The sequence below is a fragment of the Xenorhabdus cabanillasii genome (assembly GCF_003386665.1).
Taxonomy (GTDB): Bacteria; Pseudomonadota; Gammaproteobacteria; order Enterobacterales; family Enterobacteriaceae; genus Xenorhabdus; species Xenorhabdus cabanillasii.
Window position 1 is genome coordinate 624,507 of record NZ_QTUB01000001.1, and the last position, 25,384, is coordinate 649,890.

Genomic DNA, 25,384 nt, shown 5'->3' on the forward strand with positions numbered 1-25,384 from the left:
TTGTTTATTTTATTCACATAGCGATTTATGTTTTTCTAATTAGAACTTATATCCTATTCCAATGTTAAATCCGTGTATTAACTTAGTTTTGGCTGATTTTGTATCATATGGCCCATTTCTGCCGTTAGCAAAGGCCTCATATGCAAAGGGGTCAGTTGACATTTTCTGGTATTTCGTTATGGAGCCTTCATAATTGAAATAAAGGCTGATATTTTTAACGGGATTAACTTCAATACCGGCACCATAGGCAATATTATTTGTTTTTTGAGGAACCTGAATAGACACATGTTTCCCCGCCTGTTTATAGTTATATGTATTTATTCCCCGAGAAAAAATCGTATCATGTATTGTTGTTAAAAAATGGTGATTTAGATAATAACTATCTGTCCATCGTTTTGCATTGAATGATGTATGCGAAATACCCAGTAAACCATATATACTTACATAATCGTTTATACGATAAGCAGGTCCTAGCATTAGAGAGAAATATTTCGCATCAGGTTTTTCAGTTTCCGGCCCAGAGTATTTCTTTAATATATTCTTTAAACAATTAGAAGACATACTACCTGGACACTCAGAGTTCACCGCTATCCTCGTCAGGGCTTGTGAGTTGTGATAATCCAGAAAACTTGGTAATGAATCATCTCCCCTCATATAGGTGAATGTTCCAATAATACTGATTGGAGAATCCCACTCATAGCGATAGTAAACATTAACTCCCTGAAGTTTTGTTACTTTGGCTATCTTACTTTTCGCATACCCTATTCCTATAGTATGTGAATTTGCATTGGCTAATGAACCATATATAAGGCAGGACGTAGCCAACGTCATTAGAAGCGCTTTTTTTGTTACCATGATTATATACCTTTAATGTTTATTAGCTGAACCAAGTATAGATAATTTATAGAATATGCAAATGAAAATTTCCAATTAAGTTATTAATATTAATGTATTTGTATTTTTTGTTATTTTTAAAATATTGAGTGTTATTTTTAATAACTTAGGTTGAATAATAATTCGTAGTGCATTCTTTTGATGCTTTTTTTATTTGTGTGTTTTTCTCCCTGATTACTGAGTGACAAATAAAACCCGGTTATTTTACTGATAAAATGGGTGTTACCGATACCGAGTACCAGATAATCGAAATGACTGCCTTGTTTCATATGGATACGTATTGAATCCAGTATTTTTAAACATTCGATTAACGCCAGTCATTGACAGTTACGGCTGGCACATCTTCAATCACTAATTTATTGGGTTCTTTAATCACAATGGCTTTCATTCTGCATCCTTTAACTACGCGGGTTGGTTCTGGGAAAGCTTTTATTGGATAAAGTGGTTTAATATTGGTTGATAAATTAAGTATTATATTTCAAATTGGTCATCCAAATTGTTTTTTTTCACCCTATCAACCGTAAAAATAAATTATAATGGTTGAAAACAGCGCGAATCATGACAGGTTACAAAAGTATCATCTTTATATAGCAGGGTAATGGTAAAATTGGTTGACCATGTTTTTGATTGAAATATACTCTGCAATTGAAGAATTCAATTTAATTTTGCAAAGTTGTCAATTAGCTATGGATAATCAATATCGTTCGTACCGGTACTTAGGTCAGCAGTTAAAAGAACTCATTGTGTCTGGCGCATATCCAATAGGAAGCCGTCTTATGCCAGAGCGTGAAATTGCGAAACAATATGCGGTAAGCCGCTCGTTGGTCCGTGAAGCTCTGATCATGCTTGAGATAGAAAATCTTGTCTCAATAAAGAAAGGGTCAGGGGTGTATATCATTAACCACCCGGACCTGATTGCTAACGAGGCAAAAAATAATGACCACGGCCCATTTGAGATATTGCAGGCGCGTCAGGTGATCGAAAGCGCCATTGCTGCATGCGCGGCCATCTCTGCAACCAAAGCAGATATCCAGGAAATTCGGGCATTACTTGAAGAAGAACGTAAGAAAGTCAATTTGAATGAGAGTGGTGAGGAGAATGACCATAAATTCCATATCCTGATTGCCAGAGCAAGTAAAAACGACATGATGGCGAAAGTTATCGAAGAAATATGGTCTGCCCGCCTTAACAGCCCTATGTGGGACAAGCTACATGAGCATATAGAAGATATAAGCTATCGTAAACAGTGGCTTACTGATCATGAAAATATCTTGAATGCATTACAGCGACGTGATCCTGAGTTGGCAAGAAAAGAGATGTGGCAACATTTGGAGAATGTAAAAAATACGCTGATGGTGCTCTCTGATTTTGATGATCCCCATTTTGATGGTTATTTGTTTGAAACGATCCCTTATCAAACTATTTTTGAATCAGCGAAAGATAAATAGTGATAGAATATACCTGGCGTTGGTACGGACTGGGTGATCCTGTTTCTTTAAGCGATGCCAGGCAAGCCACAGCAACAGGTATTGTTTCCGCACTTCACCATATTCTGATGTGGCACCCTAATTTTGGTCACTGTTATAGAGGTGATACTCTCACTTCAACAATGAAAATAAGTGACGCAATGTAAAGATGTTTTAATTCAGAATCTAAACGGGCAGCAGCGTTACTGGTGCTTGATCAAAACTACTCTATTGCCGAAGCGGCCAGAGCAATGAGTGTCAGCAAGTCTGCCATGGGAAAATGGGTAAGTCAGTTAAGACATGAACGGCAGGGCCAATTGCCAAAGGAAACGCCAATCACACCGGAACAGCTTGAAATACGTGAACTGAAGAAAAGAGATCATGTATTAAATAGTTAGATCTTGGTGTTAAATAGTTTGTCATAATGGTGAGACTCTTATATTTCTCATTGCTTTCCAAGCCATTAACGAAGCCCTTTTCAAAAAAATTTTCACATTACGAATAAGCTGCCACATAAATTGGCAACAATGATTGCGTGTCACCGTTTCATGAAGTGATTGCCATAACCGTTCTATTTTGTTTAACCAAGGCGAGTAGACCGGAAGAAAGAGAAGCGTCACAGTGGGATTATTCGACAGCCATTCTCTGACCTTTTTACTTTTATGGATACCGTAATTATCTAAAATCACGCTCAGCGTTTCTGCATCACGATATGCGCGTTTCAATGCTTCTAACATTTTGATAAATAAATCTGAGTTTTTCCTCGTGTAACCCGTAGATACGACCTTTCTTGTTTGGGCATCAAGGCAACCGGCAAAATAATATTTTTGATTTTGACCCGGTGTCACAATCCGTTTCTGCTGACCTTTAAAGTACCAGTCAGCGCCAATTTTAGGGTTAAAATCAATATCCACTTCATCTTCATAAACAACGGGGTGTTTCTCTGAAGCCCGTGAAAGTGCCTCAGCAATACGCGCCATTTTTTCGTCATATTCGGGATCCGGTTGTTTTAATGTCGGTGCCGCCCGCCGCCAGACAATGCCTTGTTTGCAGAAGTAACGGTAAAGTGTGCTGATGGAAAGTGCAATATGCAGATATTTTCTGAGTAAAAACACAAAAAATGCAAGACTCCAACGAGAACCGATATAGCCAAACTGTTGGGGAGCGTGCTCTAAAAAATAATAGAAGAGAGGCAGATAACGGGCTAAATGCCACTGAATATGACGCCCCGCGGGTAAGCTCTGCAAGCCGGCCCATCCTTGTTCTCTAAACTTTTTCAGCCAACGCCAAACGGAAGATTCGGCGCAGCAAAGTATCCCAGCGACTTGAGGAACAGAATGTGTTTTGCACAGTAGAAGTATCCCCATGATCCGGCGTGCATAATTTTTATCAGGTGTTTTTTGAACGATTTTTTTCATCTGCCGCCGTTCATTTCGGGAAGTGGGTGGTATGATAAGCATAACTCGATCCTTTTTTCTGTGATTTTGCGTTTTGGGAACAAAAATTTCGCAAATTTAGGATCGAGTTTCTTTGAGACTCCTGCCATTTTGAAAAGCTATTTAAAAATAATGTTCACGTTCAATAAAAGTTCCTATCACTTTATCGTGTATTTCTTCAGATTTGGAATAACCTATCGTTTTTCGATTCAGCCGTTTTATCCGGATACGAAGAGTGAGATGAGTTCTCTCGATACGTTGGGTAAATTTCTTTCCCGTGAGATGTTTTTTATATGACTGATACTTTTTATATCGTAGATTAGAAGCAAGCTGTTCTTCACGCATCAATTTTCGTACTGTCTTATGGTTAAGAGGGTATCCTTCGTTGCGCAAGGCCAGTGTGATCCGGCGATAACCCTATCTTCCTTTATGATAATGAAAAATCTCTCTAATTTTTTGTTTTTCAACTGCATAAGGGACCTCACGACAATGCATTTTTACCTGATAGTAAAAAGTGCTGCGAGGAAGCACAGCAATGGACAAGAGTAATGCAAGAGGATGGCCAGACCTTAATTCAGCGATTATTTTTACCTTGTCCGCTGTTTCGGGGTCTTTTTCTGAATCAAGGCCCGCAGGTATTCCAACTCTTCCTCCACAGTGTGAAATTCAGGAGGTTGTGCTGTTAGCTTATAGGCAGGGATATTTTTTGCTTTCTTTGGCACTTTGGGACAGCCTCTGGGGTTATTGTTAAGCGCCATAATACCCCCTTCACGATAAAGACGCTCCCATTTACTGACGGTACAAGCGGCTGCAATGGCAGGAACGGCTGTAAATCAGGAGAATAACGAGCATAAAAAAGAATCAAAACCGCTGTTATCCAAAAATGATAGACTAACACTGGAGGGGATTCAGTCCAGTCTGACCCGTGAATATCAACTTGCCAGTATGTCTGTCAATGTGTTGGGGATGATGCTACGAAACTGGTGGGATGGCGATGATGATGATTTATTCAGCCATGAAAACTTAAAGAAAATTGCCGACAAAAAAGGTACGGTGGAAACACGGGTTCGCTACCATTTTGTGGAAAATCCCCAGACAGGTCAACTGACCGCGGTGGGATACCATACCAGTGAAGAGAGTAAGCTGGAGCCGGTAAAAGTCCGCCATGTGCAGCATAATGCATCTTTAAATCGGTATGAATTTTGGGAAGATGGTGCTTAATCGCCGACATTGGTCTGGTATCAGAATGCGGCATCCGGTGGATTATCGCAGCAGGATATTGGTAAATCGGTTTCACAAGATTCTACCGTCAATGTCAAAGTAGCTGTGTTGGATCCCCAAGCCACAGGCCAGACACCGGGACTTCCGATACCAGAGGAAAGGGACTGGCGGGATGGCGATTACGTTAACCCACAGCAGGATCCGAATGAGATTGGGGGAAATAGCACGTCTACGCCAATACCGGATGCAAAAGAGAATGGGTACATATGATAGTGAATTAAATAGAATTAAGGATTAAATAATGTTTAATATGGTAACAACAGATTCTGTTATTGAATTTCTAGGAGAGGCCGCTCTTCCATCGTCAATAATTATTGATGACTTTAAGGAGGAATTCCATCTGCCAGTGACTTATTGGAACATACATGATTATAGAAAAAGTTGGTACAATTCTCTTAAAGAAGGTCTACAAAAAAGAGAGCATGCTGCATTAGCGGTTTCTATGTATGAACCCAGTAATATAAATTTTATTTTTACATGGATAATTTATTTTAAAGATAAAGAGGTTTTTATACAAAATCAAACCTTATTTATAGATGATTGTCCAAATTTTTCTCCTGACAGAATCAATGACTTTATTGAGCCTCGTTATACAAAAACCGACAGTGGTGAAAAAATATCTGAATGGAGTACAGATCTAAATAGCATACTAGAGTTTTATAAAACACTAGAAAAAGAAATTTAGAAGTTAAAATGCCGTCTTCAGAGAAGGTGGCATTAGTTTCGTATCAGAGGGATATATAAAGAGTTTTAAAAACTCTGCTATTTCTATTAGCTTAAAATATAATGCGGTATAACTGATACCTTTGAAGATATTGAAATAGACTCAGAGTGTGAGGACTAATAATGTACAGGTGATTTTTCCATGAGTCATATAAAAATAATGTAAAACGGATCTATTGGAATTTTCGCTGGGATTACCAAAAAGGAGACGTTATTAATGTCAATGATGAAATTAATTATTGAAAATGAGCCTGTGGAAGATGTTCTGATGCTTTTTGCACTTACAGCCTCTTTTCCTTCATTGGATAGAATGTATACTTATTATAAATTTGAAGCAATTGCTAATCAAGATATTTGTGTTATTTTACAAATGATTATATATAAAGGGAAACTATCTGAAGGTGATAGCGGTAAGACTATAAAAGGACCTAATTGGGTCGCTCCTGACTTTGTGAAAACAGGTAAGTATGATGCCATCTATGAAGAATATCTTAAGAGAAAATCTGAAAAATAGATAAAGTTAAATATATTTTTCATAAAGTACCAATCTTAAGAGGGGAAGTGAGTACTTCTCCTTTTTTTAAATCTATGTCCCATCCTAAATAAGGTCTATCTGTCTAACTTTGCTTAAGAAAGGCATAATATTTAGTCCGCTGGATTTTAAACGCAAACCGTTACAACTAGGTGACGAAATGGAGCATTGTTGGACAGGAGAGACTGCTGCATAAATGCCCATGATTTTTATGCTCTTCAGCTCTGTCGCAGGCAATATATGATATTCACGCGCTTCTATACGGCCATCTCCTTATTCTATCGTGATATTTACGTGAACTCGAAATGACGCAATTATATTCCTGCCCTTTGTTTGGTATCAAAAATGTACTAACTGGATTTTTTAAATCTTTATCAAGACGAAAAAATATATCAATGTCTGGCGCTATGCTACCACTAAATTCATATGTATCACTTATCCCTAGAGGCGATAGAGTAACGACTACAAATCTGGAAAAGCCTGGATGAATAAACTCCGAGCTGGCAGACATTATCCCAGTCCTTGTATTTATGTTATACCTATTGTTCACGTTTAAACCAACGTACTTTGATCCAAAACTTGATAGTTTTTTAAAGCACTCAGCGTCACATTGAGGCGCTAAAGTAGTATCCTGTAATACGGCATGGACAAATTTCAGTATAACTTTAGCTTCTCCCTCAAAAGAATTGGCATGAGTTTCTTTAATTTTTTTCATAAATTGACTCCATTGTAATGGTAAATCATGTCTGAATTAGATTAATTAATAAACTCTCAAGTTAACTATATATTATGGTTCATATACAGAATCTTAATAACTAAGTCTTTCAAAACATGTATCCAATATTTTGTTTTTACATGACTTTCTTTGCGGTGTTTTGAAGGCATCCTTGATTTTGATACAGGGCGAAAGCGTGAACGTTTTTTGAGCTTTAGCTATATATAAAAAAACAGCCTTCGAGCAATAATCACTCAGACTGGTCTTATTAAAGCATTAGTTAGTATTTTATTTACCTATTTGATTAAAAATAAGTCTTTTACTCTTTCGCCCTGTTAACACAACAACATGACTTATTTAAATTATCGAAACAATTATCAATAGATTAAATAAAGGAAAATATAAAATTCAAACTCAATTAAGGGATAGCGTCCTATCCCCTAAATTTTAAGCGCTTAATTTGCCTACTTTCCTTTGGACAACACTTTCTGCATCACCCTCTGACCGAACATGCCGGCAGATTGTCTGACCTGCCCCACGCCCTGGCTCATCATGTCCCCCACATCGCCCATCCGCACTCCGGCCCAGGCCAGTGCCCCCAGCCAGATCATCGGCAGCACAATAAACAATGTCCCCATCACCAGTCCCATAATCAAATCATCCGAGGTGTTCTGCATGCCCGCCAGATTAAACAGACTGTGGGTGTCTGAGCCGTACAGGGCGTCCAGCAGATGACTGTCCAGCCAGCGCGCCAGCTCCCACCAGAAGGTCAGGAAATTCAGGGCAAAAATCACAAACGTCAGGGTGAACACGGTCTTAAACTCATACCCGGCAAACAACAGCAGCAACGGGATTAAGATATATAGCGCCATCAAAATCACCGCCTGCATCATCGGCAGTGCCTGTCGCACGGCATCAAACATCGGCATACTGAGTAATCCGCCCAGCAATGCCCCGGCGGAGGCACCGATCCGGTTAGCGCCATCCAAAAGACGGGGATCGGCACTGCCGCCATAGCTGGCATACACCCCCCCTGCCTGAGAAACGGTCAGGTTCACCGGACTGACCAGACGGCGGATCACTGCTTCCTGATATGCCTGTGTGTCTTTGCCCAGTATTTTCAGTGTCGCGGACAGACGCAGCCACAACCCCGGATCAGCCTGTGCAAGGACCCGGTCTTTCAGACCGGTGTGGGCGGCTGACCACCAGCGGCAGGGTAAACAATCCGGTCGCAATCAGCATGTGCCACAGGCCATTATTCACTACCCAGCCGAGCAGGGTCAGGAAATATTCCAGATAACTGTTGGTGGTCATATCACACTTCCCTGACTGACTGACAACGCATATTCACACAACAGGACAAACAGCAGGCTGACCATCATCACCCGCCTCAGCGTTGCGCGGTATTCCGCCTGATGTTTGACCCTTTGCCAGATTTTCCGGCCGCCCCAAATCAGCAGCGTATAAAGGCTTAATCGCCACAACAGCCAGAGCGATTGATAATTTGCCATCCCGCGATTGATGGCAGACAAGGTGTCGGGATAACGTATCCCTGTCCAGCCGATGGCTAACGTCACTGTCATCACCATAGCGATAATCAGTAATAACCTAACGCCTTGTCTTAATCCTGAACGTTTCTCTGCCATCATGAGCCTGACCTGTGCGCTTCCAGCTGAGAAAAACGGGCATCCTGGCTTTCCGGTACCTGTTTTGTGGATGGGCGTTAATGAGTTGCGTATCCCGTTCAATAATGGTCAGGATAGAATTACGGGACAGCACCTGTTTCAGTGCCATTTCATTCTTTAACGCACTAATTTCCCGGTCCAGTGCTGCAATCCGGCGTTCACCTTCCGCCAGCGCTTCCGATTGTGCCGCCGCATTGGGTTCGGACATGCCGGTGATAAGCATCCGGCGCATCAGTAACGCCGTTTCGGTGGTCTCACTCATCGCCAGTTCCCCGGCCAGACGCGCGGTCAACGCAGCATTGTCCGGGTCTCGCTGCAACGCCTGAATGACGCCCTGCGTCACCGTCAGGCTGCCAGTTTTCAGTCTGGTAAGATTCGCCGCCGTCGGTTTTTCGTAAGCGTACGGGGAACCCCACCTAGCCAGAGGGAATTCACTGATTAAAATAGTGTCACCTATTCTTATGATGGAAAAAACCCACATGAGCCAATCCTGGTTTACTCAAGCTGAGTGGCGGGACCTGTTTGAACAGCAGAAAAAATCCGAACTGACTGTTCGCCAGTTTTGCCAAAAGATCGGTATCTCAACAACCCGGTTCTATCACCACCGCCAACGTGGCTCCCGTCCACAGGAAAAGCCCTCTGGGTCGGCTGCCCCGTCTGCTTTTATTAAAATCAGTGCCGCTCAGGAAAAATCCGCCTCATTCAGCATGCCCCCTATTTTATTTGAAACACCGTATGGCACACTGCGTTTCCCTGCCGGTACAGAGACCCACGTCATCATTGCGATTATCCGGGGGCTCGCCGCATGAAAATGTTTGTGGATGTCCCGGACGTTTATTTGTGCCGCCCGTTTATCGACTGCCGAAAATCCATCAACGGGCTGGCGGTCTGGGTGGGCTGGAAATGCCACTGTCGTCGACGCAAACCGCGTTATTCCTCTTTTGCAACAAGAAGCGGGATAAACTCAAAATCCTGTACTGGGATAAAACCGGGTTTGCCCTCTGGTACAAGCGGCTGGAAAACGCAAAATTCAAATGGCCTGCCGCCGTCAACAGCCCCTCCCTGAGCCTGACGGAGCAACAGCTGCATAGGCTGTATCAGGTTATGATGTCATCGGCCATCAGCCCTTCGCCGTACAGGATTGCCATGTCATCTGATCCCTTGATGATCATCAAACCAACAGGCATTAATTAAGCTTTTTCGCCGGGGATGGCGTAAAATGTCCCCATGAAAATCGATATCAATGCCCTGCCCAATGACCCCACTGAACTGAAACGGCTGCTGATTAAGCAGTCGCAGCGGCTGGCCTTTTTAGAAGAACAGTTTCGCTTAGCGCAGCAAAAACGGTTTGGGGCCTCTTCGGAAGCATTCCCCGGGCAAGGGGAGTTGTTTAACGAAGCGGAAGAAATTGCGCTGCCGGCTGAAACCGCCACCGCACAGGAAACCCTCACGTCTCCCCGCCGTAAGCCGATACGCCAACCCCTGCCCAAAGATTTACCGCGTGAAACCGTGTTCCACGATATCGCCGATGAGGAAAAACAGTGTGCCACATCACCCGCTCGGATCGGGGCTTAATTCGTGAGGCGATTATGCAGGCCGCCCGGATCAGTTTTGACGAGTCGCGCCAGATGGTGGCATCAGACTTACAAAACGCGCTGTATGCCATCGCCCGCAATCATCAACAGGATGACCACGGCCAGCCGTTAATCACCACCCACCGGCGGGCACGGGCCGATGAAATGGGCCAGCGCCATGTCAATGTTTACCCAGGGATTTGAGGGCGAGTTGTTTAACCGCCCCGGTACGCCGTGGCCGGAGGTGGATGTCGCCCTGATTGATCTGGGGACACTGGCGCGGGAGAACTATTCAGCGCAGATGGCACTGGCGATGGTATCACTGATTAACAAAGTCAATAATCTCGCCGAACGGGATCAGTATCAAGACCGCGAACTGCAACTGGTGATTGACGAAGGCCATATCACCACCACCAACCCGCTGTTATCCCCCTATATGACCAAGGTGGTCAAAATGTGGCGTAAACTGGGTGTCTGGCTGTGGCTCGCCACACAAAACCTGGCGGACTACCCGGATACCGCTGAAAAGATGCTGAATATGGCGGAGTGGTGGCTGTGTCTGACTATGCCACCGGATGAAGTGGAACAGATTGCCCGGTTTAAAAAACTGACCGAAGAGCAAAAAGCGGTCTTGCTCTCTGCCAGTAAACTGCCCCGCAGTTATACCGAAGGCGTGGTGCTGGCGAAAAAAATTGAGGCGCTGTTCCGGGTGGTGCCGCCGAGCCTGTATCTGGCACTGGGCATGACGGAAAAAGAAGAAAAAGCGGAACGGCGGGCGTTAATGCGGGAACATCAGTGCAGTGAACTGGAAGCCGCTGTTCTGGTTGCAAGGAAGATGGATGTGGTTCGGGAGTTGGGGGTAAGTCTTTAAAGAAAGCTCCCAGCACTATGGCTGGGATCGCGTTCAGGTTAGTCTTCGTATTTGAAGTCAACATTGAGCTTCATTTTTTCCACATCCACGGTCACTATACAGCCTGACCAATGCGGTGGTTGTTCCGAATGGATGTTGTCTACAAAAAATTGCCTGAGTGAAACTAATAGCTCTCTTAATTGATGATCTATGAGTCCATCCTCGGGTAAAAACCAATGTTTATCATGGTTATTATTGATGTAATCATATTTAAATTGGCAGCAATTACCATCTAAGGATAATTGCGCGTCCATAATGATTTTTTTTGCATCATCCGGCGCTGTATTGTACAGGAGCTGACCAATTTTGGCATATATCTTATCGTCTAAACTCATTATTTGCTTCCAGAAGCATTTTTAGTCATTATTAAAGTTGGCTCGTCTTGGTGCTTCACCACCTATTTTATAGGTAACATTAAAACTGGCCGGGCGTTTGCTGTCATCAGTATAAATTGGTTGTATTTTTACATCCACGGTCTTACCGGATTTTAATGCATCATGCCAGCTTCTTTCCATGTTTCGCCATTCACCATGTCTATTTAAGCTAGCATTCATTGGCACCATATTCAGTTTTTCACCCGGTCCATTGAAAATAGAACCGATTAAATGGCCACCATCATCGCCCGGATTCCCCTGATGACCCTTTTGCGCTGTTGGTAGTTGTTACGGTCATTAGTTGACAGGGTTAATGACGCTTCAACGCTAACCGGCCGGCTTAAGGCGTCAGTACGGTAGGTTTTGTTCCCGTCCACATGGTAAGTCGCATTGGGTTCCGGGTTGTTCATTTGTTTATCCCAGGCTCTTTTCTTACCTGAGTCGACAATATACACGGGTCCTTTAGAGGAATCGCCGTGCTGATTGGCTTGCGGATTATGGATGTTCGTTCTGATTCCTTTCCCTGTCATCGAAAATCTTGGAGCTTCACCAGTCAGAGATTTTGCACCATTAAGGGCATACGCCAGTGCCTGACCGGCCCCATTGGTATACTCTTCAAAGATAGCGTTATCTTTTGCCGTCTCTTCAAATGTGAACGCAATCACACTCTTATCAAAATACAGTCTGCCGCTCAACGTATCGGCGTATTCTAATGCCTGGTTAGCGAATTCGCTAAGTGCAAAGGTGCACATTGTTGGATTGGCCTGACACTCGGCTTTAACGAATTCTCGCTCCTCTGCCCGTTTAGTGCGCGCTTTCTCAAGGATAGATGCGGTGTCTTCCCCTCTTTCCGCCCTCGCAGCAGAAATTGGTGGCGGGGATGCGAAAGGGGCTGCTGCTGGTGCGTTGGCTGCTGAATTGGCAGCGGTTGTCATGGAAAGCACGCTATTTGAACCTACGTACAAAAATGAAGCTGAACGACAATTTCATAAAATTCAAGAAGCGCTTACAGGCAATGAAACTAAGGCTCAAACAGCGCAGGTTATTGGAGCATTGTCAGGTGCATTAATTAGCGGTACTCCAGAAGGTGTTTACAGTGCGGCTAACAGCGCTGATCTCGTTTACCGTTATAACTATACAGACCACATGTGGGATCAGATCTTCCGTGAAAACGGAAGAGATATGATAGCAGCAAAAAATGGAGATAAAGCTGCTGCAGAACGTGTTGCTGCACGACAGGATGGGGCTACCGCTGCTCTTGCCGTTTCAGCCGGAGCATACGCTACAGTTTACGGTGGTTATATACTGATTGGAAGCACTCCTGAAATGCTTATGGCTGGTCGTGCCACTTTTGAAGCTTGTAAGACTCAGCCAGCTCTATGCGTAAATAATATGGCTATCTTTACAGCTGATACCATTGCTCCTGAAGCAGCTATGGGTACTGGGCTTTTGGCTGTTGGTACTGTCAAGGTATTGGGTAACAGCAAAGAAAGTGCAATGAAATTAGCTGAGGAGTTAGGTAATACCTCAAGAGCACTTTTAGAGAAAAATAAGTTAGATACTCACATAGTAACAAATCTGGTAGAAACAGAAAAAAGAAGCAACAGAAGCGTTGCACAATTGCCAAATGGCCAGTGGGTTGATGCAGATGGTTTACCATTACCTGTTACGTCAAGTGTCGGGGTTGCTGGTAGAGTTCCTGCTGTGCTACAAAGTGGCGGTAATACAATGAATCAAAGTACAGCCAACGGATTAAATAAATATTTTGGTGAGAAATTACATAAAAGAGAGTGGGGAAGAGCCTTGGAAGAGCTAAAAGCCGATAATAATTTAAGAAATGATCACCATGGACGAATTCTTGATAATGGTGATTATATTAATTCGGTTGGTGAAATTATCGGCAATATAGGAGATTATTTAAAATGAGCAGAATTACATCTCGAAGAACCCCAATATCCCCCAATTATCCCAGTTGCGATGAATGTTATGCTAAATTATTAATTTATCCTGGAAATATACATCCAGATGAGGTGAGTTCTTTGCTGTTATTAGAACCAACTAAAAAAAATATTGTAGGGACACGGATTGTAAATAGACTGGGGCGAGTAAAGGAAATAAAAATATCAGGTTGGTTCTTGTCCTCAGAGAATTATGTAAATTCAAAAGATCTTAGAGATCACTTGAACTGGATTTTGGATAGAATCATGCCATCTTCTGGTGGGCTTAAGCAGTTACAAAATATAGATGGAGTGACAATGGGTATCGACTGTGTCTGGCGTTCTATAGCTGGTCATGGTGGTCCAACATTGTGGCCAGAGCAGATGCAAGCAATGTCTGAATTAGGCTTAGAGTGCTCTTTTGATATCTATTTCGTGGGTGATTAACGGTTGTGATGTGGCTTATGAAGCTCATATAAATCAACTTATTAAATATAAAACTTTAGCCAAAAATCTGGGGTTATCCTTTTAGTCGTTAGTTATTCTTATCAAGCCGGGTAATAAGCTGTCCGGCTTCGCTAGCAACGCTAATCGGTAACCTTATGATGCTGAATCCTGAGCGATAAAAACAGGCAGCTTAAATTAACTGGGGGGCCAACAATCTTGACAATTACCGCTCCAGTACGAGTCAATATTAATAATGCTTCTGGGTCGGATAGACGACACCTGTTACCAAGTGCCGTCCTCCTAAGAACCGTACGTGCGGTAGAGTAGAGCGCCAGCGAGTTACCGTTTATCACGGCACTTTTCCGGGCACCCCCCTCTCCAAACCGGACATGAGTCTTTCGATCTCATCCAGCTTTCCAGTGTCACCTCTCCCGATGTCTGGCAGACCGAACCCTGTGAATCTCCTCATGACATTTGACACAAACGACTAAAGTTTTACGCCGTCGTGACGCCATTCGCTTGATCCACATTGGTTTTTCCTTCCTCCCTCGTTGGTTCAGATCACTCAATTTGCGGATATGATGCACTTCGAGTGATGTGGCACACTAATTTTGGTCACCATTACAGAGGTGATATTCTTACCTCAATAAAAAATAGGTGACATTATGCAAAGACGTTTTAGTTCAGAATTCAAACTGGAATCCGCACTACTCTGGTGCTTGAACACAACTATTCTATCGCCGAGGCAGCCAGCGTCATGAATGTCAGTAAATCTGCCATGGGTAAGTGGGTTAATCAGTTAAGGGATGAGCGACTGGGACTCTCACCAAAGGCAACGCCAATCACACCGGAGCAGCTTGAAATCCGTGAATTAAAGAAAAAACTGCAACGCCTGGAAATGGAAAATGAAATCATAAAAAAGGCTACGGCACTCTTGATCTCGGACTCCCTGAACAATTTGCGTTAATTGAACGATTCAGAGTGCATTACCCCGTCGTTTTGCTTTGCCAACTCTTCGGCCTACATCGCAGCAGTTATCAAGCCTGGCGAACCCGAAAAAAATCGCCAGACCCCGAACGTGTCCAACTAGGGTTCTGTCGCATTAATGGAACATCAGGTAAACTTCCCGTTTTTTACGCGAGTCCCAAATAATGTCTTTGATCCGAAAAGCCTTCAAACGCCTCCATTATCCGGTTGGTATCATCGCTCAGTGTGTCCGCTGGTATCTGGCTTACGCACTGAGTTTGCGTAATCCGGAAGAAATAATGGCAGAGCGGGGGATTGCCGTAGATCATTCCACTCTCTCTCGTTGGGTTCACCGTTTAGTTCCGTTGATTGTTAAACGTTACCGCCACAACAAGCCTGCGGTTAGGCGTCGGTGGCGAATGGATGAAACGTATATCAAAGTTAAAGGCCAGTGGAAATACCTCTACCGAGCAGTCGATTCTGACGGCAATACGATTGATTTTTTGCTGACTGCTTATCGGGATAAGCCCGCGGCTCTGCGTTTCTTTAAAAAAGCCATTCGCCAGTATAGTATGGAAAGCCTGACGTGGTCACGATAGATAAAAGCGGTGCCAATAAAGCAGCAGTAGACAAATTAAATCAGGGAAAATCAAAGGATGACGCCATGGTTATCCGACAAAACAAATACCTCAACAATCTGATTGAACAAGATCATCGTGGTGTTAAACGACGAACTCGCCCCATGCTGGGATTCAAAAATTTCAGGCGGGCTCAGACTGTATTGGCAGGGATTGAGTTGGTTAACATGTTGCGTAAAGGACAATATATTCACCCTAGAGAGAAAACCTTATCACCCGCCGCCTTCTTTTATCAACTAACTGCATAAAAGTTAATCAATCCGGCTTTCCTTCGAACTATTATTCTTAACGCGACAGAACCGGAAGAAGAGCAGGAGAAATAATACGCCCCAGGGCGGGGCGTATCGAGTTAAACAGCAAATCCGTAGTGGGTGCCATCCGGGAGCTCCACATCAAGTCGCAGCTTACCACCAGAAGCCTCAACGTAGCGCTTAATGGACGAAAGCTTGAGATCTCGGCCAGGTTTCTCCATCTCGGAGACTGTAGGCTGTTTCACACCCAGAGAAGCAGCAATTTCTCCTTGCGTGAGGTTCATGAGGTCACGAAGCTCTGCCAGGTGGATGTTCAGCAACATCTCAGTGGCCGCTTTCTGTGCTTCGGCAACAACCTCAGGCTTTTCTGCTGCCAGCATTTGGTCAAGAGTTCTTGCCATAACGTTCACTCCTTCTTCAATTTATCCAAGTGCGCCGCAAATTCGCGGTCTGCAATCGGAATCATTACTTCATAAAACCGTTTCTCGTCCCCGGTCTTGTTACCGGCGCAGAGAAGAATCCCCTTACGCTTTGGATCGAACGCAAAGAACGCTCTGAGAGGATCTCCTTTGCTTTGGACCCGCAGTTCTTTCATGTTGCTGTAGGATGAACCGTTCACCGTGTCCGCGTATGGCCTCGATAGCATCGGCCCTCGATCTCGAAGCACCATCATTGAAGCCAGCACGTTAGCTCGGTCAGTGTCATCCAGAGCATCGAACCACTCATCAAAGGTGTCGGTTGTCTTGATGGCCCACATGATTTCTCCTTACTTAATATAGGTGCGATTCTATATAGATTCAAACCTATAATCAAGAAAAATCGAAGGGAAGGTTTATGTTCATAACTGGCTGAGGTTTGAGCCTTGCTGTCATATGTAACCTAGAATACTTTCACGTGTGAAAGTATTGCTTAGAGCCTTTTTATACATTACAGTATCATAAAGTGAATCTGTAAATGTGCGCGATGAATGTGTTTCCTGAGAAAGCCTTGGCTTGGTCATTACAATGCCACCAGGACTGAATGGCGGTCAGCGTACCGGAACGCAAGGTGTATGAAGAGCGTTGGGGAAGAGCCTGATGCTTCGTTTCCGGTATTGCTTGGAAAGCACAACTCATCATCATCAACGAGAGAGGCCGGGTAGACAGCTTGGCGGTTCTGTCGCGTTAAGAATAATAGTTCGAAGGAAAGCCGGATTGATTAACTTTTATGCAGTTAGTTGATAAAAGAAGGCGGCGGGTGATAAGGTTTTCTCTCTAGGGTGAATATATTGTCCTTTACGCAACATGTTAACCAACTCAATCCCTGCCAATACAGTCTGAGCCCGCCTGAAATTTTTGAATCCCAGCATGGGGCGAGTTCGTCGTTTAACACCACGATGATCTTGTTCAATCAGATTGTTGAGGTATTTGTTTTGTCGGATAACCATGGCGTCATCCTTTGATTTTCCCTGATTTAATTTGTCTACTGCTGCTTTATTGGCACCGCTTTTATCTATCGTGACCACGTCAGGCTTTCCATACTATACTGGCGAATGGCTTTTTTAAAGAAACGCAGAGCCGCGGGCTTATCCCGATAAGCAGTCAGCAAAAAATCAATCGTATTGCCGTCAGAATCGACTGCTCGGTAGAGGTATTTCCACTGGCCTTTAACTTTGATATACGTTTCATCCATTCGCCACCGACACCTAACCGCAGGCTTGTTGTGGCGGTAACGTTTAACAATCAACGGAACTAAACGGTGAACCCAACGAGAGAGAGTGGAATGATCTACGGCAATCCCCCGCTCTGCCATTATTTCTTCCGGATTACGCGAACTCAGTGCGTAAGCCAGATACCAGCGGACACACTGAGCGATGATACCAACCGGATAATGGAGGCGTTTGAAGGCTTTTCGGAATCAAAGACATTATTTGGGACTCGCGTAAAAAACGGGAAGTTTACCTGATGTTCCATTAATGCGACAGAACCCTAGTTGGACACGTTCGGGGTCTGGCGATTTTTTTCGGGTTCGCCAGGCTTGATAACTGCTGTGATGTAGGCCGAAGAGTTGGCAAAGCAAAACGACGGGGTAATGCACTCTGAATCGTTCAATTAACGCAAATTGTTCAGGGAGTCCGAGATCAAGAGTGCCGTAGCCTTTTTTATGATTTCATTTTCCATTTCCAGGCGTTGCAGTTTTTTCTTTAATTCACGGATTTCAAGCTGCTCCGGTGTGACTGGCGTTGCCTTTGGTGAGAGTCCCAGTCGCTCATCCCTTAACTGATTAACCCACTTACCCATGGCAGATTTACTGACATTCATGACGCTGGCTGCCTCGGCGATAGAATAGTTGTGTTCAAGCACCAGAGTAGTGCGGATTCCAGTTTGAATTCTGAACTAAAACGTCTTTGCATAATGTCACCTATTTTTTATTGAGGTAAGAATATCACCTCTGTAATGGTGACCAAAATTAGTGTGCCACAACACAACCCTCCTAGCATAGACAAATGCTACATAAGGAAGAATGCGTTTCATAGAATTTAGTCTTTATCCAACTGGAGGAGTTCAGAAAAATCAAGCATAAGTTTATCTAATCGCGTAGAGAAGTTCAGTAACTGAGATTGATGATTAGATAAAATCACTAAATTATGCCACAAATCACATACGCTATTTGCTTGAGCATAAAAACGCAGTAACACCAATTGCTCATAATCTCGTCCTTTATTATTTATCCTTGTTTGAGATTGAATTAATCGATCAACAATATAATCCTCTGTAACACTTGCGAGATAATCATAACTAAGCCAGTTCATATTTTTTCCTTATATTATGAGATTGATTTTATTTATACAGAAAAATATATAAACAAAGTTTATAACAAAAATATATAAGAAAATGATTTGCTAAAAAATTACACCTTTTAAAGGACAATATCTTTAACCTAGAGGATTAAATCTTAGTTTTCTTGTTTATTTCAGATAAAAATGACAAAATTTCACAAAGAAAAATGCTCCTATGAATAAATAAGATTTCAAAATAGTAGATCACTTGAAGGGAACTCAGTCCGATTTTTGCGATCTGATTAATTGCCAAATCAAAACAAATCCCAAAATGGACTGAGCGATGCCAATTATAGCACCAATACCTCGAAGTGAACGAAGTCAATTGATGCAATTCTAACATAAGGGGAAATTCCTCTTATGTGTCATTGAACTTATTTCAGTCCATGTAGTATTTTTATTAATTTATTCAGATCGTTACTCTTTCCTTCTGTGTAATCCGGCCACGGCATAAATGGCTGATCAGTTCTTTCATTCAAAATTAATGATGTTGGGCAACGTCATTCAATAGGCTTTTCAGGATCGTTATTCAACTTAATCAGCATAACAGGAGAATCGCATTGCACATCTTTCACCAGACTATAAATCAGACCGTAACGGAGAACCAAGACATCATTACTGAAGAAATTTAAATGCTTATAGGAAGAAATTCCACAGACAATACCTATTATGCAAAATAGCAGAATCGGTAACACAGTAGATATCTTTGATAACGTTTTTGCCTTCCATCCTTTCACTAAAAACAGTATAGAAAATACTGTAACTATAATGCTCCCCCCGAATAACATCCAAACAGAATTAGCAGCATAGACATGCCCAAAATTTGTTGGTGAATCTTCATTCAATAGAATAATTGTGGAAAGTAAAGGAGAACTTAGGAATAGCGTTGTCAAAATGAAGAAAAGTAAGTACTCAAGAGAAATTAATTGCAAATCGGTTACCATAACCGCCCAATAACGTATTTAATTCATTCTCCATTGTCTCCTGAGTCCAAGTGCTGAAACGTCGCCAGTGGTACTTGGCCTGCTTCCAGACGATTTCAATCAGATTCAGCTCTGGGCTGTAGGCGGGAAGGTAAAATAAAACAGGTTGTGTTCGCATAACCAGCGCTTTTGAATTTCTTCCTCTCTCCCATGGTAAATAGGCGCATTATCTAACACGACAAATGTCAGGCGATCGTCCCCCTGTTGGGCGACCTGCTCTAAAAAATCAATCACGTCAGCCCGCGTTGTACTGCCTGACACCGTCTGGTAAAACAGACTGTTGTCCGTGTAATTTAATGCGCCCAGAACTGACCGTCTGACATGCTTTTTCGGTTCAGTTTCATGGGGTTTACCTCGTGGGCTCCAGCCGTATTGCACCGGCGGAGACGCGGCAAAACCGGCTTCATCAAAATAGACCAGGCGGTAGTGGCCTGACCGGGCCCCAGCCTTAATTTTACTCAGTAAGGCGAATTTGCGAGCAAATTCCGTTTCGTCGCGTTTTTTTTTAAGCGACAGGCGGGTGCGTTTATAGGTGAGTCCCTGCTTTTTCAGGGTACTTGCCAGCGTTTCAAGCGTACAGGGCAAGAGACCATGCCTGGCCTCAACGCACCGGGCTATCCGGGCCAACGTCAGGGACTCTGCGCCGGCGGCTTCGACCGCCGTGGCAATCATTTCAGGCGTCATGGCCGGATACCGTCCTCCGACATGGCCGCCTAATAATCCCGCGATACCGAAATCATGCCATGCGTGAACCCAATTATAGATAACCCGGACACTGCATCCTATCTCAGCAGCAATCTGGGGCGGTTTTATTCCTCTGTCCAGCATGAGCAAACCCGTCCCTCGCGTACGGATGTCCCGATGCTGATGATTCAAAGCAAGTTGTTGTAACGTGATCCGTTCAGGCTCAGAAAGGACTATATTTGATTTCATGAGTGGAAGCTGTCAGTCAGGTTATCGTATTGCCTGTTATAACAAAATGCAGATAGTTTATCTGATCAACTTAGTATACATGCCAATGATACAATTTTTTTACGTTCTAATTTACCATCATTTCTGCTGAAAACCGTTGTCAAAGATTGGAAGGAAACAAATATTGCTGTGATAAGGTATAAAAATACAGCTAATAAATACATAAAGATGCCTTATGAAATTAAGTAGTTTGCCAAAATGCCCCTGTTCCTAAATTTCGAGAGTATAAAAAAGTGTGGGGCACTTTGTTCAGTTAGCGATTAAATACCGGCAACTACAGAATCCGGAAAAAATAGTACCTAAGTGTAACAGCTAAGCCATGAGTGTCAATTTGAACCATATCTCAACTTGGCGTTAGACCAAACAGGGAAAACACGTCAGAGTAGAGTCGTTTTCCGCATTTCTTGACACTTTTGATGTACTGTCTATGACTTCAATCTGACACCTCACGCTTTTGGCGTACAATTTTTTCCGTTTTTTTGTGGTGACGCCAAATAAGTAACTAGACGTGCTTTTATCAGAGAACTTGAGTGAGTTATCCAGTCGCCTCTTCTCTTCAGATTGCTAAGGGTGACGGCAGAATTGGCGAAGATAACGTTGATGACCAGAACGAGAGCACCCATTACGGTGGATCTCTTTAACTGCACAACAATGAGGGACAGATCACATTAATCTTTGCCATCTGGATGTTCTCCAAATAGGCATACTATATATGATTCAATAAATTAATGTCACGACCTTGCGTTATGAGGAGTAAGGAATCTTCATAATTTTAGGGGGATTACCAACCTATTTAATAGTGGTAGGAATATTTATTGCCTTTATATTTCAAAGGAAAAAATCATCTTCTTCTTGAAGATAAAAAAACAGAATAATTTAGTTGTATTTTGAGTGATTATTTAAATTTATGTCAAAAATATGTATTTTTTTATTTTTTCTGCTTCTTTTTACTTTTTTAAGTATCAAGTGTATCTATATCTTAATTTTCCTGTTTTTTATAAGTTTGTATAGTCAACTCATCTTCTGAGAGAATTATGTTATGAACCAAGCTAAAAAAAATAACTATCCTATTAAGAATAAAAAATTTCAAACCTCAATAACTGGTAGAAAAATAAATAGAAAAATGCATGAGCGCCTTGATGAAATAATGTTGGATATAGGAGGTGTGTGTGATGTTTATAGAAAACCCTCTTCGATTTTATATAATAAAAAAGGGAGTCGGCAAGATTTATAAAGTAAATTTGATGATTGGAGTGATTATAAAATAATAAAAGAAATTAAAAAGAAAGGATTTAACCTTTTAAGTTTATCTCGTAAGTATGGATATGCATCTAATACATTACGGCATGCTTTAGTTAAACCATATCCGAAAGCAGAATATATTATTGCGGATTTTCTTAATGTACATCCATCAGAAATCTGGCCTAGCCGATATCTTAATGAATTAGGTTGTTTATATATAAGTAAAACAGTTAAGGATAGATATGAAATTAATTCCAAAAAATATAGAGAACAATGTGATACAAATAAAGATTGGAGTATCTCTGGTATTATAAATGCTTTGAAGACAAAGAAAAAAACTTATCCGCTTTATCTATAGAATCTGGATTAAATGTTTCTACTTTGAGGAATGTTTTGTATCGTCCCTGGCCAAAAGGAGAACGGATAATTGCAAACTGCCTTAATGTACACCCATCAGAAATCTGGCCAAGTCGATATTCTTCTAAAAAGAATCGCAGTCGTCGAGACAAAGTTAAGGGATAGATAGAGATAAGAAATAAAATTTCATATGAAATTATTATTTTGCTAAAAATTAAATTTGTTGAATTTTTATTAAGAAGTAAATTGGTTATGTTTCTTTTAGTTAGGAGAGCATAACTCTATGGTTCCCCTCGTTTTTGCAACACTGATTTTGATTTATGATGGGCGTGTGTAAATCTATCCGGCGTCAATATGGGAAAGGATGCCCGCGCCCCAATGAGTTCCGCGCCTGATGCGCCTAAAAAACGGTTCGGCTTCAACGAGCCATTTTTATGCTTAGGTTCGTCATCTGGCCGTTCATGTCATCAATAATCAGTCTTCGCAAAACCAGATGGTAACTCTTTAAATCAACGATAAAGTTGCTGCTTAGGGTTTATCGTTATCTTTCAAACATGGTTTGATGGGTTGTTATGGCCTAGGCTATTCGGGCTAACTTGTTTGCCAATGCACAGGCGACAACGCAGGAATGCTTTTCGCATTGAAGGACGGCGCCGGCATAACGGTTGCTAATGGGCAGTTAGCTAGAAATTCCATTAACTTGGTGTGGGTTAGCTTTTTACGGAGAAGAGCTTTACCTGATTTATCCTGACAGTGGATATGAAAGGTATGTTTGCCGACATCGATACGGATAAGTATTATATTATTCATGGTGATAGCCTCATGTAAAAGAAATCACCTTGTCAAAATACGTCTACACCTACAGAGTGACCATCCCATTAACTATGGGGTTATATTCCCCTATTTAACAAAGCCGCTAAAGAAGTTTCGCCTGATAGCCTGAAACTGCGCCAGACCATAGGACTGATACCTCAGAAGGCCACTTTAACGATATGGGCTTTCATGGTGAGGGGCCTGACAAAAGTATGTTTGGTTGCCCATTTTATCGCGAACTGAATAAAGTGCCCCATGGTTTTTATTCTCTCCTGCCATTAGCGATCTCATGAACTGAAAGGTTTGAACGATTATTGCACGCTTGTGGATTGAACGGGTTTTTTGTTGATTTCTAGTTTAATATCGTCATGAACTCAATGAACTGCTCTATTCTATAAAAGAATGGTTTTTTATGCTAATTCGCACAATATATTCACCAGTTATCAAAGCTAATGGCATATATAAAAAATATTAGATTAAAATACTTGAATTGATATATAAAATAGGTTAATTTAAAAATACTATTAATGAAAGTGAACTGTTAATAGTCAAGGAATTCTCAGCCTTGTATCATCAACACACTGGTAAGGTTATTCTTGCCAGTGTCCTAGTTATAGCCCGATTCGTTTATTCAATGACGATTCAGGCAGGGGAGGCTTACGCCTCGCCGGATGTTGATGCCGGTACTGAGAATCCTTGTTTGAATCGTCGCCACATCGGGGATAACTAAAAATGAATAAAAATAATACAGAAATATCTGACATACCCTCAATTAAAAAGTACATATCTGTTGTTCTGCTACGTGAGAGTAAGGAAAATAGGTTCAATGAAGACTTGGATTGGACTATAGATAAAATAGAAGCAGAACTTGCCAAGAAAAAGTTATCTTTGTCTCTATTAGAGAAAATTTTTTATGTAAATCATATATAGTCACGTAATCTCATTATTTCTCTTAAGCAAGGCCATATGAAAGGCAGGGCGAGATCACGAACATTATTTAATCAAAAGTAATCCATTTGACCTACGAATTAAGTTGTGATCTTATACTCTTTTTTCGGGAGTCCGCTCATGGAATTCGATGCCTTTTCTCAACATTTCAGTGAAATCAAAGATCCTCGCCAATCTGCCAAAATCAGCTATCCCCTGTTTGATGTGCTTTTTCTGACAATGTGTGCCGTTTTAACTGGCGCTGAAGGCTGGGAAGATATTGAAGACTTCGGAAATATGCGCAGCAACTGGCTTCAGGAAAAGGGATTTTTTCAAACCGGTTTGCCTGTCCACGATACAATAGCGCGTATCATTTCCCGCCTTGATCCTGTCCAGTTTCAACACTGCTTTATTCGCTGGACTCAGGCGGTAAGCGAGCGTACCAACGGTGAAATCATCGCAATTGATGGCAAGGCATTACGGGGAACCGGGCATTGGCATAAACGATTATCGGCTATTCATATGGTGAGTGCATTTGCCACGGCCAATGGGATTGTCATGGGGCAGCTAAAAACCGAAAAAAAATCGAATGAAATCAAAGCAATTCCTAAATTAATTGATTTGCTGGACATCAATGGCTGTTTGGTCACCCTTGATGCGATGGGATGCCAGACCCAAATTGCCCAAAAAATTATCGCCCAGGGCGGGGATTACCTGTTGGCCGTAAAAGATAATCAGGCAACATTACACCGCGAGCTTAAACAAGCGCTGTTAACCCACGTCACTGCCGTCAGCCAGTCAGAAAATGTCAATATAGAACAAGGATATGGTCGAATTGAATTACGTGAATATCATGTCTTACCGGCAGGGAAGCTTGCCTTGCAATTGCCGGAATGGAAAGGCTTGAAAAGTATTGGCGTGGCAATACGATATCGCCTTGATAAAGCGAGAAAAAAAGAATCACTGGATTATCATTATTACATCAGCTCAGCGGAACTTGACCCCGATCGTTTTAAGGCGGCAGTGCGTGGGCATTGGAGCATAGAAAATCGCGTCCATTGGATTCTTGATGTTTCAATGAATGAAGATGCATGCCCCATTCGTCGCGGCCACGCTGCCGAGATATTAGCGGGGATGCGGCATTTTTCACTGAATATGCTGCGAGCAGAAAGCAGTGTAAAAGCCAGCATCCGGCGTAAAACTAACATGGCTAATATGAGCAGTGAGTATTTGGATAAGGTCTTAATTGCAGGGTTTCAGGTGTTGGGCAAGAAATGAACACTCATGCTCTCACCCTGGGTTTCAAAGTTAGTAAAATTAATGTATTCATTATCTGGTAAACAATAAATTGAAAATTTGCATTATTTCAATCCACCATCTGAATAAACACCTTATTCAAACGATCAGTATGGTTTTAGTATTAGGGGGAAGAGGAAAGGAATA

At 42.2% G+C, this 25,384-nt stretch carries 29 protein-coding genes and 13 pseudogenes; 21 read left to right on the forward strand and 21 right to left on the reverse strand.

Annotated features, from left to right (window positions below; genetic code table 11):
* Positions 1–39 precede the first annotated feature (39 nt).
* Entirely contained in the window at positions 40–855 is an 816-nt protein-coding gene (locus BDD26_RS03120) for an Ail/Lom family outer membrane beta-barrel protein (protein WP_115825518.1), read from the reverse strand.
* Between the two features lie 725 nt (positions 856–1,580).
* On the opposite strand from BDD26_RS03120, the gene BDD26_RS03125 reads away from it, so the two are divergent.
* The 3 genes and pseudogenes from BDD26_RS03125 to BDD26_RS03135 all read left to right on the forward strand — a co-directional run.
* Positions 1,581–2,342: an FCD domain-containing protein gene (locus BDD26_RS03125; RefSeq protein WP_038260469.1), complete on the forward strand. Its 762-nt coding sequence runs from the start codon at positions 1,581–1,583 to the stop codon at positions 2,340–2,342.
* Between the two features lie 2 nt (positions 2,343–2,344).
* Positions 2,345–2,446: pseudogene (locus tag BDD26_RS03130) on the forward strand (mannonate dehydratase); the annotation flags it as partial.
* 81 nt (positions 2,447–2,527) lie between these two features.
* Positions 2,528–2,737: pseudogene (locus tag BDD26_RS03135) on the forward strand (transposase); the annotation flags it as partial.
* Between the two features lie 42 nt (positions 2,738–2,779).
* Here BDD26_RS03135 and BDD26_RS03140 read toward each other — a convergent pair.
* From BDD26_RS03140 to BDD26_RS20715, 3 genes and pseudogenes are all read right to left on the reverse strand, one after another.
* Entirely contained in the window at positions 2,780–3,820 is a 1,041-nt protein-coding gene (locus BDD26_RS03140) for an IS630 family transposase (protein WP_115825520.1), read from the reverse strand.
* A gap of 99 nt (positions 3,821–3,919) precedes the next feature.
* A pseudogene (locus BDD26_RS19885) lies at positions 3,920–4,159 on the reverse strand (IS1 family transposase); the annotation flags it as partial.
* A gap of 224 nt (positions 4,160–4,383) precedes the next feature.
* Positions 4,384–4,554, reverse strand: a complete 171-nt coding sequence (locus BDD26_RS20715) for a hypothetical protein (protein WP_170140364.1) — start codon at positions 4,552–4,554, stop codon at positions 4,384–4,386.
* Between the two features lie 55 nt (positions 4,555–4,609).
* On the opposite strand from BDD26_RS20715, the gene BDD26_RS20720 reads away from it, so the two are divergent.
* From BDD26_RS20720 to BDD26_RS03165, 4 genes are all read left to right on the forward strand, one after another.
* Positions 4,610–5,017, forward strand: coding sequence for an S-type pyocin domain-containing protein (locus BDD26_RS20720; protein WP_115825521.1), 408 nt, complete (start codon positions 4,610–4,612; stop codon positions 5,015–5,017).
* A gap of 9 nt (positions 5,018–5,026) precedes the next feature.
* Complete coding sequence (locus BDD26_RS03155; RefSeq protein WP_115825522.1) at positions 5,027–5,287, forward strand: hypothetical protein; 261 nt, start codon at positions 5,027–5,029, stop codon at positions 5,285–5,287.
* 31 nt (positions 5,288–5,318) lie between these two features.
* Complete coding sequence (locus BDD26_RS03160; RefSeq protein ID WP_115825523.1) at positions 5,319–5,762, forward strand: hypothetical protein; 444 nt, start codon at positions 5,319–5,321, stop codon at positions 5,760–5,762.
* A 255-nt stretch (positions 5,763–6,017) separates the two neighbouring features.
* Positions 6,018–6,314: an immunity protein gene (locus BDD26_RS03165; RefSeq protein WP_115825524.1), complete on the forward strand. Its 297-nt coding sequence runs from the start codon at positions 6,018–6,020 to the stop codon at positions 6,312–6,314.
* 265 nt (positions 6,315–6,579) lie between these two features.
* On the opposite strand, the gene BDD26_RS03170 is transcribed toward BDD26_RS03165, so the two are convergent.
* From BDD26_RS03170 to BDD26_RS03185, 5 genes and pseudogenes are all read right to left on the reverse strand, one after another.
* A complete protein-coding gene (locus BDD26_RS03170) occupies positions 6,580–7,047 on the reverse strand; it encodes a hypothetical protein (protein ID WP_115825525.1) in 468 nt (155 codons plus the stop codon).
* Between the two features lie 464 nt (positions 7,048–7,511).
* Positions 7,512–8,255 (reverse strand): annotated as a pseudogene (locus BDD26_RS03175) (conjugal transfer protein TraG N-terminal domain-containing protein); the annotation flags it as partial.
* Positions 8,203–8,361 carry a hypothetical protein gene (locus BDD26_RS19450; RefSeq protein ID WP_170140345.1) on the reverse strand — a complete coding sequence of 53 codons (159 nt, stop codon included), beginning with the start codon at positions 8,359–8,361 and terminating at the stop codon, positions 8,203–8,205. The pseudogene BDD26_RS03175 and the gene BDD26_RS19450, both read right to left, overlap by 53 nt.
* A complete protein-coding gene (locus BDD26_RS03180; protein WP_244922636.1) occupies positions 8,358–8,696 on the reverse strand; it encodes a hypothetical protein in 339 nt (112 codons plus the stop codon). Before BDD26_RS03180 ends, BDD26_RS19450 begins: the two co-directional genes overlap by 4 nt.
* Positions 8,693–9,126, reverse strand: a pseudogene (locus BDD26_RS03185) (integrating conjugative element protein); the annotation flags it as partial. The pseudogene BDD26_RS03185 and the gene BDD26_RS03180, both read right to left, overlap by 4 nt.
* A gap of 85 nt (positions 9,127–9,211) precedes the next feature.
* Here BDD26_RS03185 and tnpA point away from each other — a divergent pair.
* The 4 genes and pseudogenes from tnpA to BDD26_RS03205 all read left to right on the forward strand — a co-directional run.
* Positions 9,212–9,541, forward strand: coding sequence for an IS66 family insertion sequence element accessory protein TnpA (gene tnpA, locus BDD26_RS03190; protein ID WP_244922637.1), 330 nt, complete (start codon positions 9,212–9,214; stop codon positions 9,539–9,541).
* A gap of 31 nt (positions 9,542–9,572) precedes the next feature.
* Complete coding sequence (gene tnpB / locus BDD26_RS03195) at positions 9,573–9,926, forward strand: IS66 family insertion sequence element accessory protein TnpB (RefSeq protein WP_170140365.1); 354 nt, start codon at positions 9,573–9,575, stop codon at positions 9,924–9,926.
* A 33-nt stretch (positions 9,927–9,959) separates the two neighbouring features.
* Positions 9,960–10,307: an IS66 family transposase gene (locus BDD26_RS03200; RefSeq protein ID WP_244922638.1), complete on the forward strand. Its 348-nt coding sequence runs from the start codon at positions 9,960–9,962 to the stop codon at positions 10,305–10,307.
* A pseudogene (locus BDD26_RS03205) lies at positions 10,283–11,177 on the forward strand (conjugative transfer ATPase); the annotation flags it as partial. The gene BDD26_RS03200 and the pseudogene BDD26_RS03205, both read left to right, overlap by 25 nt.
* 38 nt (positions 11,178–11,215) lie before the next feature.
* Here the strand turns inward: BDD26_RS03205 and BDD26_RS03210 are convergent.
* Both BDD26_RS03210 and BDD26_RS20455 read right to left on the reverse strand, forming a co-directional pair.
* Positions 11,216–11,551, reverse strand: a complete 336-nt coding sequence (locus BDD26_RS03210) for an immunity protein YezG family protein (RefSeq protein WP_115825527.1) — start codon at positions 11,549–11,551, stop codon at positions 11,216–11,218.
* A gap of 21 nt (positions 11,552–11,572) precedes the next feature.
* A pseudogene (locus BDD26_RS20455) lies at positions 11,573–12,525 on the reverse strand (DNA/RNA non-specific endonuclease).
* On the opposite strand from BDD26_RS20455, the gene BDD26_RS19685 reads away from it, so the two are divergent.
* Both BDD26_RS19685 and BDD26_RS03225 read left to right on the forward strand, forming a co-directional pair.
* Positions 12,524–13,516 (forward strand): hypothetical protein, encoded by a 993-nt coding sequence (locus tag BDD26_RS19685; RefSeq protein ID WP_211305443.1) that lies wholly within the window; start codon positions 12,524–12,526, stop codon positions 13,514–13,516. The pseudogene BDD26_RS20455 and the gene BDD26_RS19685 sit on opposite strands and share 2 nt — an antisense overlap.
* Positions 13,513–13,974, forward strand: a complete 462-nt coding sequence (locus BDD26_RS03225) for a DUF4279 domain-containing protein (protein ID WP_038262848.1) — start codon at positions 13,513–13,515, stop codon at positions 13,972–13,974. Before BDD26_RS19685 ends, BDD26_RS03225 begins: the two co-directional genes overlap by 4 nt.
* 422 nt (positions 13,975–14,396) lie before the next feature.
* Here BDD26_RS03225 and BDD26_RS20725 read toward each other — a convergent pair whose 3' ends face one another.
* Positions 14,397–14,561 (reverse strand): HNH endonuclease, encoded by a 165-nt coding sequence (locus BDD26_RS20725; protein WP_368656201.1) that lies wholly within the window; start codon positions 14,559–14,561, stop codon positions 14,397–14,399.
* Between the two features lie 75 nt (positions 14,562–14,636).
* On the opposite strand from BDD26_RS20725, the pseudogene BDD26_RS19900 reads away from it, so the two are divergent.
* Both BDD26_RS19900 and BDD26_RS03235 read left to right on the forward strand, forming a co-directional pair.
* Positions 14,637–15,063, forward strand: a pseudogene (locus BDD26_RS19900) (transposase); the annotation flags it as partial.
* A gap of 62 nt (positions 15,064–15,125) precedes the next feature.
* Positions 15,126–15,826: pseudogene (locus BDD26_RS03235) on the forward strand (IS6 family transposase).
* 101 nt (positions 15,827–15,927) lie between these two features.
* On the opposite strand, the gene BDD26_RS03240 reads toward BDD26_RS03235, so the two are convergent.
* From BDD26_RS03240 to BDD26_RS19695, 8 genes and pseudogenes are all read right to left on the reverse strand, one after another.
* Positions 15,928–16,230, reverse strand: coding sequence for a helix-turn-helix domain-containing protein (locus tag BDD26_RS03240; RefSeq protein ID WP_115825529.1), 303 nt, complete (start codon positions 16,228–16,230; stop codon positions 15,928–15,930).
* 5 nt (positions 16,231–16,235) lie between these two features.
* Complete coding sequence (locus BDD26_RS03245; RefSeq protein ID WP_115825530.1) at positions 16,236–16,586, reverse strand: type II toxin-antitoxin system RelE/ParE family toxin; 351 nt, start codon at positions 16,584–16,586, stop codon at positions 16,236–16,238.
* 447 nt (positions 16,587–17,033) lie between these two features.
* Positions 17,034–17,686 (reverse strand): annotated as a pseudogene (locus tag BDD26_RS03250) (IS6 family transposase).
* 111 nt (positions 17,687–17,797) lie between these two features.
* A pseudogene (locus BDD26_RS19905) lies at positions 17,798–18,224 on the reverse strand (transposase); the annotation flags it as partial.
* A 123-nt stretch (positions 18,225–18,347) separates the two neighbouring features.
* Complete coding sequence (locus BDD26_RS03260; RefSeq protein ID WP_115825532.1) at positions 18,348–18,620, reverse strand: hypothetical protein; 273 nt, start codon at positions 18,618–18,620, stop codon at positions 18,348–18,350.
* 527 nt (positions 18,621–19,147) lie between these two features.
* On the reverse strand, positions 19,148–19,591 hold the full coding sequence (locus BDD26_RS03270) for a hypothetical protein (RefSeq protein ID WP_115825534.1): 444 nt from the start codon (positions 19,589–19,591) through the stop codon (positions 19,148–19,150).
* Entirely contained in the window at positions 19,560–19,748 is a 189-nt protein-coding gene (locus BDD26_RS19690) for a transposase (RefSeq protein WP_211305444.1), read from the reverse strand. Before BDD26_RS19690 ends, BDD26_RS03270 begins: the two co-directional genes overlap by 32 nt.
* Positions 19,697–20,563, reverse strand: coding sequence for an IS630 family transposase (locus tag BDD26_RS19695; RefSeq protein ID WP_211305445.1), 867 nt, complete (start codon positions 20,561–20,563; stop codon positions 19,697–19,699). Before BDD26_RS19695 ends, BDD26_RS19690 begins: the two co-directional genes overlap by 52 nt.
* A 1,078-nt stretch (positions 20,564–21,641) precedes the next feature.
* Here BDD26_RS19695 and BDD26_RS19910 point away from each other — a divergent pair.
* The 3 genes and pseudogenes from BDD26_RS19910 to BDD26_RS19920 all read left to right on the forward strand — a co-directional run bounded on the left by BDD26_RS19910 (position 21,642) and on the right by BDD26_RS19920 (position 22,366).
* Entirely contained in the window at positions 21,642–21,836 is a 195-nt protein-coding gene (locus BDD26_RS19910) for a hypothetical protein (protein ID WP_115825535.1), read from the forward strand.
* A gap of 24 nt (positions 21,837–21,860) precedes the next feature.
* Positions 21,861–22,202, forward strand: a pseudogene (locus BDD26_RS19915) (helix-turn-helix domain-containing protein); the annotation flags it as partial.
* Between the two features lie 23 nt (positions 22,203–22,225).
* Positions 22,226–22,366, forward strand: coding sequence for a helix-turn-helix domain-containing protein (locus tag BDD26_RS19920; protein WP_244922639.1), 141 nt, complete (start codon positions 22,226–22,228; stop codon positions 22,364–22,366).
* A gap of 492 nt (positions 22,367–22,858) precedes the next feature.
* On the opposite strand, the pseudogene BDD26_RS03295 reads toward BDD26_RS19920, so the two are convergent.
* A pseudogene (locus BDD26_RS03295) lies at positions 22,859–23,011 on the reverse strand (IS110 family transposase); the annotation flags it as partial.
* Positions 23,012–23,579: 568 nt separating this feature from the next.
* Here BDD26_RS03295 and BDD26_RS19455 point away from each other — a divergent pair.
* From BDD26_RS19455 to BDD26_RS03305, 3 genes are all read left to right on the forward strand, one after another.
* Entirely contained in the window at positions 23,580–23,744 is a 165-nt protein-coding gene (locus BDD26_RS19455) for a hypothetical protein (protein ID WP_170140366.1), read from the forward strand.
* Between the two features lie 2 nt (positions 23,745–23,746).
* Positions 23,747–23,944 carry a hypothetical protein gene (locus BDD26_RS03300; RefSeq protein WP_115825536.1) on the forward strand — a complete coding sequence of 66 codons (198 nt, stop codon included), beginning with the start codon at positions 23,747–23,749 and terminating at the stop codon, positions 23,942–23,944.
* Between the two features lie 138 nt (positions 23,945–24,082).
* Positions 24,083–25,219, forward strand: coding sequence for an ISAs1 family transposase (locus BDD26_RS03305; protein ID WP_115825537.1), 1,137 nt, complete (start codon positions 24,083–24,085; stop codon positions 25,217–25,219).
* The last annotated feature ends 165 nt before the right edge of the window (positions 25,220–25,384 follow it).

What these genes read in the sequence shown, in the direction of transcription:
- BDD26_RS03120 (WP_115825518.1), bottom strand. Translation starts at nt 855, where the DNA reads ATGGTAACAAAAAAAGCGCTTCTAATGACGTTGGCTACGTCCTGCCTT.
- BDD26_RS03125 (WP_038260469.1), top strand. Translation starts at nt 1,581, where the DNA reads ATGGATAATCAATATCGTTCGTACCGGTACTTAGGTCAGCAGTTAAAA.
- BDD26_RS03140 (WP_115825520.1), bottom strand. Translation starts at nt 3,820, where the DNA reads ATGCTTATCATACCACCCACTTCCCGAAATGAACGGCGGCAGATGAAA.
- BDD26_RS20715 (WP_170140364.1), bottom strand. Translation starts at nt 4,554, where the DNA reads ATGGCGCTTAACAATAACCCCAGAGGCTGTCCCAAAGTGCCAAAGAAA.
- BDD26_RS20720 (WP_115825521.1), top strand. Translation starts at nt 4,610, where the DNA reads ATGGCAGGAACGGCTGTAAATCAGGAGAATAACGAGCATAAAAAAGAA.
- BDD26_RS03160 (WP_115825523.1), top strand. Translation starts at nt 5,319, where the DNA reads ATGTTTAATATGGTAACAACAGATTCTGTTATTGAATTTCTAGGAGAG.
- BDD26_RS03165 (WP_115825524.1), top strand. Translation starts at nt 6,018, where the DNA reads ATGTCAATGATGAAATTAATTATTGAAAATGAGCCTGTGGAAGATGTT.
- BDD26_RS03170 (WP_115825525.1), bottom strand. Translation starts at nt 7,047, where the DNA reads ATGAAAAAAATTAAAGAAACTCATGCCAATTCTTTTGAGGGAGAAGCT.
- BDD26_RS19450 (WP_170140345.1), bottom strand. Translation starts at nt 8,361, where the DNA reads ATGACCACCAACAGTTATCTGGAATATTTCCTGACCCTGCTCGGCTGG.
- BDD26_RS03180 (WP_244922636.1), bottom strand. Translation starts at nt 8,696, where the DNA reads ATGATGGCAGAGAAACGTTCAGGATTAAGACAAGGCGTTAGGTTATTA.
- tnpA (WP_244922637.1), top strand. Translation starts at nt 9,212, where the DNA reads ATGAGCCAATCCTGGTTTACTCAAGCTGAGTGGCGGGACCTGTTTGAA.
- BDD26_RS03200 (WP_244922638.1), top strand. Translation starts at nt 9,960, where the DNA reads ATGAAAATCGATATCAATGCCCTGCCCAATGACCCCACTGAACTGAAA.
- BDD26_RS03210 (WP_115825527.1), bottom strand. Translation starts at nt 11,551, where the DNA reads ATGAGTTTAGACGATAAGATATATGCCAAAATTGGTCAGCTCCTGTAC.
- BDD26_RS19685 (WP_211305443.1), top strand. Translation starts at nt 12,524, where the DNA reads ATGGAAAGCACGCTATTTGAACCTACGTACAAAAATGAAGCTGAACGA.
- BDD26_RS03225 (WP_038262848.1), top strand. Translation starts at nt 13,513, where the DNA reads ATGAGCAGAATTACATCTCGAAGAACCCCAATATCCCCCAATTATCCC.
- BDD26_RS03240 (WP_115825529.1), bottom strand. Translation starts at nt 16,230, where the DNA reads ATGGCAAGAACTCTTGACCAAATGCTGGCAGCAGAAAAGCCTGAGGTT.
- BDD26_RS03245 (WP_115825530.1), bottom strand. Translation starts at nt 16,586, where the DNA reads ATGTGGGCCATCAAGACAACCGACACCTTTGATGAGTGGTTCGATGCT.
- BDD26_RS03260 (WP_115825532.1), bottom strand. Translation starts at nt 18,620, where the DNA reads ATGAACTGGCTTAGTTATGATTATCTCGCAAGTGTTACAGAGGATTAT.
- BDD26_RS03270 (WP_115825534.1), bottom strand. Translation starts at nt 19,591, where the DNA reads ATGGTAACCGATTTGCAATTAATTTCTCTTGAGTACTTACTTTTCTTC.
- BDD26_RS19690 (WP_211305444.1), bottom strand. Translation starts at nt 19,748, where the DNA reads ATGCGAACACAACCTGTTTTATTTTACCTTCCCGCCTACAGCCCAGAG.
- BDD26_RS19695 (WP_211305445.1), bottom strand. Translation starts at nt 20,563, where the DNA reads ATGAAATCAAATATAGTCCTTTCTGAGCCTGAACGGATCACGTTACAA.
- BDD26_RS19910 (WP_115825535.1), top strand. Translation starts at nt 21,642, where the DNA reads ATGAACCAAGCTAAAAAAAATAACTATCCTATTAAGAATAAAAAATTT.
- BDD26_RS03300 (WP_115825536.1), top strand. Translation starts at nt 23,747, where the DNA reads ATGAATAAAAATAATACAGAAATATCTGACATACCCTCAATTAAAAAG.
- BDD26_RS03305 (WP_115825537.1), top strand. Translation starts at nt 24,083, where the DNA reads ATGGAATTCGATGCCTTTTCTCAACATTTCAGTGAAATCAAAGATCCT.